Consider the following 7,083-nt stretch of genomic DNA (forward strand, 5'->3'; position numbering starts at 1 on the left):
CTTTAAGAGACAAAAATTCTCTCAATCTTCTGTTTTCTTGAATAATTTCATCATAGTTTAACAATTTTTCCTTATCAATTTTAATATCAGAATTTGAAATATTACTTTTTAAAGAAGTCTTTCCAATAAAAAAAGAAAAAAACATCATCAATGTAAAAATTACCTCTCTTCTGAAACGCCAGAGCATTTTTTATTCCTGAGGAATCTGTTTAAAATATTTTTCTTCTTCAAGCATCTTTCCTGTACCTCTTACAACAGCAGTTAATGGATCTTCTGGTATATAAACAGGGAGTTTCGTTTCCTGAGATATAAGTTTATCAATGCCTTTTAAAAGTGCTCCTCCTCCTGCAACTACAAGACCTCTTTCAATTAAATCGCTTGAAAGTTCCGGAGGTGTCTCTTCAAGTATATCACGCACTGCATTTACAATTATATTAAGAGTATCCCTTAACGCTTCTCTTATTTCTTCAGAGTTAATTCTTACAACCTTAGGTAATCCTTCAACCAAACTTCTTCCATGAACATCCATTGATAATTCTTTTTCAAGTGGATAAGCTGAACCAATTTTAATCTTTATTTCTTCCGCAGTTCTTTCACCGATTAAAAGATTATATTTCTTTTTCAAATATTCTATAATTGCTTCTTCCATTTCATTTCCAGCTACTCTTAAACTTTTTGTAAGAACTATTCCTCCGAGAGAAATAACAGCCATTTCTGTTGTACCACCACCTATATCAAGAATGAAACTTCCGCAAGGTTCTTCAACAGGTAGTCCTACACCAATTGCTGCAGCCATTGGTTCTTCAACAAGAAGAGCCATCCTTGCTCCTGCTTTAAGCGCTGTTTCCCTTACCGCTCTTCTTTCTACACTTGTTATTCCAGAAGGTACAGAAATAACAATTCTCGGTGGTAAAACAAATCTATGCTTTGGAGTTTTAACTTTAAGAATAAAATATCTTAACATTTCTTCACATGCTTCAAAATCTGCAATAACTCCGTCTTTCATGGGTTTCATTGCCACAATGTTTGAAGGTGTTTTCCCAAGCATTTTTTTCGCTTCTTCTCCAACAGCAACAATCTGTTTTGTATTCGTATTTATTGCTACTATGGATGGTTCCATTAAAACTACCCCTTTCCCTCTTACATAAACACAGGTATTTGCTGTACCAAGGTCTATACCAAGGTCACTTGAAAAAAAGTTTAAAAATCTCACCATTTTTCTCCTTTCTTTCTAATCCTCAATAATTTTGTAAACTATATCCCCTTCTCTAACATGAGCATTTACTTTAATGCCTATATCATCACCTGTTTTTGCCATATCTATTATTTCGTGTTCTTTTTGCATTGATTCCACTGTTTGAATTAAATCTGTGGTATGTCCTTTAATATGAATTGTATCCCCTTTTTTCAATTCATCATTCACAACTTTTATAGCAGCAACACCAATTTTTGTATAATAATGGGATACTTTTCCAATTTCAATCTCCTTCATTTTATATCACCTCCTCTTTTTGATTAATAATCTCTATAAAAAGTTCCACAATATCTCTGTCAAAATATATACCTGCACATCTTCTTAACTCTTCTATTGCCTCTTCTTTACTCATCTTATTTCTATAAGGTCTTTCCGAAGTCATGGCACTATAAGCATCTGCCACTGCAATTATTTTAGCATATATAGGAATTTTTTCATCTTTTAATCCAAAAGGATAACCACTTCCGTCTATTCTCTCATGATGATAAAGACATGCTTCTATTTCTTCTTTTCGGAGATTCAATGGCTCAAGTATTTTCAGTGTTATTAAAGGATGCTGTTTAATAATTTCAAATTCTTCTTTATTTAATTTTCCGGGTTTTAATAAAATATCATCTTTAATTCCTAATTTACCAAGGTCATGAAGATATGAGGAATTTTTTAAAATTTCAAGTTCTTCATCTTTAAGTCCAAGTTTTTTACCAATTAATAAAGAATAATAAACAACTTCTTCTGAATGTCCCTTTGTATATTTATCTTTTGCTTCCAAAGACATAATTAAAGAACTAATTGCATTAATATAAGAATTCTGTAACATCTCTAATAAAAGAGCGTTTTCTATGCCAATCCCAATCTGAATAGAAAACGCTTCAAAAAAATTTATTTCTTCTTCTTTAACTTTTCTATCTTCTTTAAAAGTTATTTCAAAAATACCAATATCTTTTTCCTTTCCTTTTATCAGTATCTTTAAATTATGTATATCCCTCAACTCCTCAATTAAAAAACCTTTTTCTCTAAATAGTTCTTTTATTTCGGAATCCTTATAAACAATTTTTATTTTTTGTTGTAAATTTTTGAATTTATATTTTTTTAAGACATAATTTTTATTTTCTGAATTGTAAAGATAAATCCCTATTCTGTCGGGAGAAAATAAATTATCTATAATTTGAATTACAGTATTCAAAAGTGTATCCAAATCAGAAAGAGAAATGATTGTTCTGTTTAATTGTAAAATCGATTCTATTAATCTAAATTCTGTAAGTTCTTTTTCTAAACTACTCAATTTTATATATTTCTTAACCTTTTCTATAAAATCATTTATATCAAATGGTTTTTCAATAAAATCATCTGCTCCTATTTTAATTGCTTTAACAATATTTTCTGTTGTACCAAAACCTGTAAGAATAATCACAGGTAGATTTTCATTATTTTTTTTTATTTCTTCTAAAACTTTAAATCCATCTATATCAGGTAATTGCAGGTCTAAAATAACAAGGTGATAATTTTCTTTTTTTGTTTTTTCAATTCCTTCATTTCCAGAAAAAACATAATCAACAATAAACTTATTAAGAGTCAAAATATTCACTATAAGTTCAGTTATTTCTCTATTATCTTCAATTATCAGTATTCTTTCTTTCATCTTTTAAAAGTCCATATTTTTGAATTTTATATCTTAAAACTCTCCTTGTTAATTTTAATTTTTCAGCCGCTTTTGTTTGATTCCAATTTGTTTCTTTTAATGCCTTTATTATTAATTCCTTTTCTAAATTTTCTATTACTTCTTTAAAACAAGTAAAAGAATTCTGTTTCTTTTTTAATTCTTCTGGTAAATCCTCAATATTTATTATATTCTTTTCACTGTTTAAAACAAAAATTCTTTCAATTATATTTTTTAATTCTCTTACATTTCCAGGCCAATCATAGTTTAAAAAAATTTCTCTAACTTCGTCACTAAAACTTTTTATTTTACTATAAAATTTCTTTCTGTAAAAGTTTATATAATAATCTACAAGAGGAAGTATATCTCTTTTTCTTTCTCTTAAAGGCGGTATTATAATTGGAATTACACATAACCTATAATACAAATCATCTCTAAACCTTCCTTTTTCTATTTCTTCTTTCAAATCTTTTGAACTTGCTGATATAATTCTTGCATTACTTTCTATAAATTCATTACTTCCAAGAGGTGTAAATTTTTTCTCTTCTAAAAACCTTAAAAGTTTTATCTGAATATTTAACGGAATTTCGCTTATTTCATCTAAAAATAATGTGCCAGAACCTGCAATTTCAATTTTACCCTTTTTACTTTTAAATGCATTTGTAAAAGCACCTTTTTCATATCCAAATATTTCACTTTCAAACAATGTTTCAGGTATTGCAGCACAGTGAACAGGAACAAATGGTTGGTTTTTTCTTGAACTTTTTTCATGTATGTATCTGGCTATCAATTCTTTTCCCACACCCGTAGGCCCCATAATCAAAACAGGGGTATCTGTCATAGCACTCTTTTCTGCAACTTCAATAACTTTTTTCATTTCATCACTTTCATATATTAATGTATCTAAAGGATATTCTGCCTGTATTTCTTCCTTTAATATTTCTATCTGAGTACATAATTCTTTTGTTTTTAATGCTTTTTCAATCACAAGAATAAGTTCTTCTATATCAAATGGTTTTGGTATATAATCTACTGCTCCCAACTTCATAGCCTCAACTGCTGTTTTTATTTGAGAAATTGCTGTCAACATAATTACGGGAGTTTCTTTATAATTTTTCTTAATTTCTTTTAATAGATTAATTCCATCTATATCTGGAAGAATTATATCTAAAATTATTAAATCAGGATTTTCTTTTTCTATAAAAAATATTCCCTCTTTCCCACTGGCAGATAGGAAAACTTTATAATTATCTTTAAGAGCAAATTTTAATGATTCTCTTACACCTTCTTCATCGTCTATAACCAATATTTTATTCATTTTTTAATGGTAAAGTTATAATAAAATCTTTACAATCAGATTTAAATTCTACATTTAATGTTCCCTGATGTGCTTCAATAATTTTTTTTGCAAGAAGAATTTTTATAGAAAGTGAGGTTTTCAACTTGGTATTAAACGGCATAAAAATTTCATCTTCTTTTTCAAAAAATATATTTTTTCCATTTTCACATAAAATAATCACTGCATTTTTATTTTTTTTATTAGATTCAATCACAATCTTTCCGGAATTCCCAACGTCTTCTTTTATAAAATCCATTATATAATTGAATGCTTCTTTCAACTTTAAAATATCTCCTTCTATTTTTTCTGTTATATAAAGATGATTTTTTTTCTCTATTTTTGTTTCATTAATAAAATTTTCTATAAAATCACTTAAAGATAATACCTCTTTTTTTAACTCAACAGAATCTCCTATTTTATTTATCCAATCCACAATTTCATTTATCTTTTTTATTTCATTAACCACAACAACAGAAAACTTTTCACGAAATTCTTTATCATCGTACATAGATGGTAACATCTGTGCAAAAGTATTTATTGCAACAAGAGGATTTTTTAACTCATGAGATAATCTGGAAGAAATGACTCTCCAGAATCTATTTCTTTCAAAATCTTTTTCTTTTTTTTCTATTTCTTTAATGTTTGTAAGATTTTGAAAAATTCCAACAACTCCTATAATGTTATCATTATTATCTCTTATGACATTTGTACTCATACCAAGTATTTCTTTTGTTGGTATAAACTCAAATTCTACTCTTGAAATAACTTCTCCAAATAATAGAGACCTTCTTAAAAAATCAGCAATTTGGGAACCAACTTTTTCTATTTTTTTTCCTTTAAGTTCAGAAAAAGAAACTTTTAAAATTTTTTCTCCTTCTTTATTCAAAAGATTAATTCTACCTTCTTTATCAACGCCTATAATACCTGCTGGTAAGTTTTGAAAAACAAACTCCTGATATTTTTCTTGGTAATTTATTTCATTGTAAAGAAAAAAGTTGTCAAAAACAATCGCAAGATAATCAGAAAGAATATTTAAAAGTAAAATTTCTTCTTTAGTTATTTCCTCATTTATACACTTCTCTCCAATGGTTAGGAAACCTATCAATTTCCCTTTAAAAGTTTTCAATGGAAAAACCAATGAACATTTTAGAATAGAGGCAAAATTTTTTAAGTCAATATTTATAACTTCCTTCCTTAAATCAAAGATTTTTCCATCTTTTATAAATTTTATCACTGGGTCATCGGAAGTTAATTTTATCTCATTATAAATCTTTTCATCTATACCAATTGAAGAATAAGGTTTAAAGAAATCGTCATCTCTAAGAAAAATTGAAATATAATTAAAAAAGAAATATCTTCTCAAAATTTTCACAATTTCATCACAAACTTTTTCTGTATTTAAAAAATTTTCAGTGACACAATGAAAAAGCATTTGAAAAAGTATATCACTCTTTTCTATTTTTTCATTTTCAAATTTTTCAACTTCTTTTACATGTCCAGTTTTATTCATTTCTTTTTCCAAATTAAGTTCTGTCCATCCCTCAGCTTTTTTTAAAATAAAAAAAATCTTTTCAATCAAATATGGTTTTTCAATAATTTCAAAAATATTTTTTTCAATTATTTTTCTTGTATTTTTATCATAAGATGAAATTAGGGGGACTATTAGTATTTTTTCATTTTCCTGATGAATCTTATCTATCAATTCACAGGGGTCCATTTTATTTAAGTAAGTGTCAAGAAAAACCAAAAAAGGACTTCTTTCTCTTATTTTCTCAATCATTTCTATGGGTAAAACCTTCTCAACAATATAATCCTTCAGAATTATCCTCAATGATTCAACAATTGACTCATCTTCACTCACTATCATAAGATATTTCATTTTCATCCCTTATTCTGGGAATTTCAATAAATACTTTTGTTCCTTCATTAACATTGCTTTCCACTTTAATTTTTCCTTTATGTTCCTCTATTATTCTCAAAACAATTGATAAACCTAAACCTGTTCCTTTCTGTTTTGTAGTAAAAAATGGGTCAAAAATTTTATTCATAATTTCTTTTTTTATTCCTGTACCATTATCACTAATTATAACTTCTATTTTATTTTCGTTTTCAGTTAAAGTTATATCTATTATACCATCTTTATTATTCAGTGCTTCATAACTATTCATTAAAATATTTATAAAAACCTGTTTTAATTTTTCTCTATCCCCTTTTATTATAATATCTTGGTTAGGCAAATTTTTAATTATTTTTACTTTTTTATCAGAAAATTGAAAATTTAAAAGAGTTAAAGTTGAATTCAATAACTCAGTTAAATTGACCTGTTCAAACTTCAAAATCTGTGGTTTTGCAAAAAGAAGAACCTGTTCCACAAGATTATTTATTCTATCTATTTCCTCATTTAGAACTTTTGCATACACTTCTCTGAATTCTGAATCATTATATCTTTTAGGGAAAAGGTCTGCAAATGTTTTTATAGCCACAAGTGGATTTTTGATTTCATGAGCAAGTCCGGCTGCCATAACTCCAAGGGAAGCTAGTTTTTCTGTCCTTCTTATTTCTTCTTCAAGTTGTTTTATCTGAGTCATATCTGAAAAGATAACCTGAACTCCAAGGGATTTATTATTTTCAAAAAGTGGAACAACTATTATCCGAAATATATAGTTTTTATTGCTTATATTCATTTTTATTTCTTTTTCTTCTATATCTTGACTATCAATAGAAAGTTTTTTTTCCACAATAGGAATAATCTGGCTGGGCAGAAATTCTCTAAAGTTCACGCCTTGCATTTTTTTCTCTTCTCTATTAAAAAATTTTTCCATTTGTGCCTTA

At 27.2% G+C, this 7,083-nt stretch carries 7 protein-coding genes; all 7 read right to left on the minus strand.

Annotation, left to right across the window (positions count from 1 at the left end):
- On the minus strand, positions 1-187 hold a 187-nt coding region (locus PKV21_08170), incomplete at its 3' end, for a hypothetical protein (protein ID HOM27464.1).
- Between the two features lie 3 nt (positions 188-190).
- On the minus strand, positions 191-1,216 hold the full coding sequence (locus PKV21_08175; protein HOM27465.1) for a rod shape-determining protein: 1,026 nt from the start codon (positions 1,214-1,216) through the stop codon (positions 191-193).
- 15 nt (positions 1,217-1,231) lie between these two features.
- Positions 1,232-1,492 (minus strand): hypothetical protein, encoded by a 261-nt coding sequence (locus tag PKV21_08180; protein ID HOM27466.1) that lies wholly within the window; start codon positions 1,490-1,492, stop codon positions 1,232-1,234.
- 1 nt (position 1,493) lies between these two features.
- Complete coding sequence (locus tag PKV21_08185) at positions 1,494-2,894, minus strand: response regulator (GenBank protein ID HOM27467.1); 1,401 nt, start codon at positions 2,892-2,894, stop codon at positions 1,494-1,496.
- A complete protein-coding gene (locus PKV21_08190) occupies positions 2,869-4,230 on the minus strand; it encodes a sigma-54 dependent transcriptional regulator (GenBank protein HOM27468.1) in 1,362 nt (453 codons plus the stop codon). Before PKV21_08190 ends, PKV21_08185 begins: the two co-directional genes overlap by 26 nt.
- Entirely contained in the window at positions 4,223-6,130 is a 1,908-nt protein-coding gene (locus tag PKV21_08195) for a PAS domain S-box protein (protein HOM27469.1), read from the minus strand. Before PKV21_08195 ends, PKV21_08190 begins: the two co-directional genes overlap by 8 nt.
- The coding region (locus PKV21_08200) for an ATP-binding protein (GenBank protein ID HOM27470.1) at positions 6,105-7,083 on the minus strand (979 nt) is incomplete at its 5' end. The genes PKV21_08195 and PKV21_08200, both read right to left, overlap by 26 nt.

The sequence above is a fragment of the bacterium genome, from assembly GCA_035371905.1.
Lineage (GTDB): Bacteria > Ratteibacteria > UBA8468 > B48-G9 > JAFGKM01 > JAMWDI01.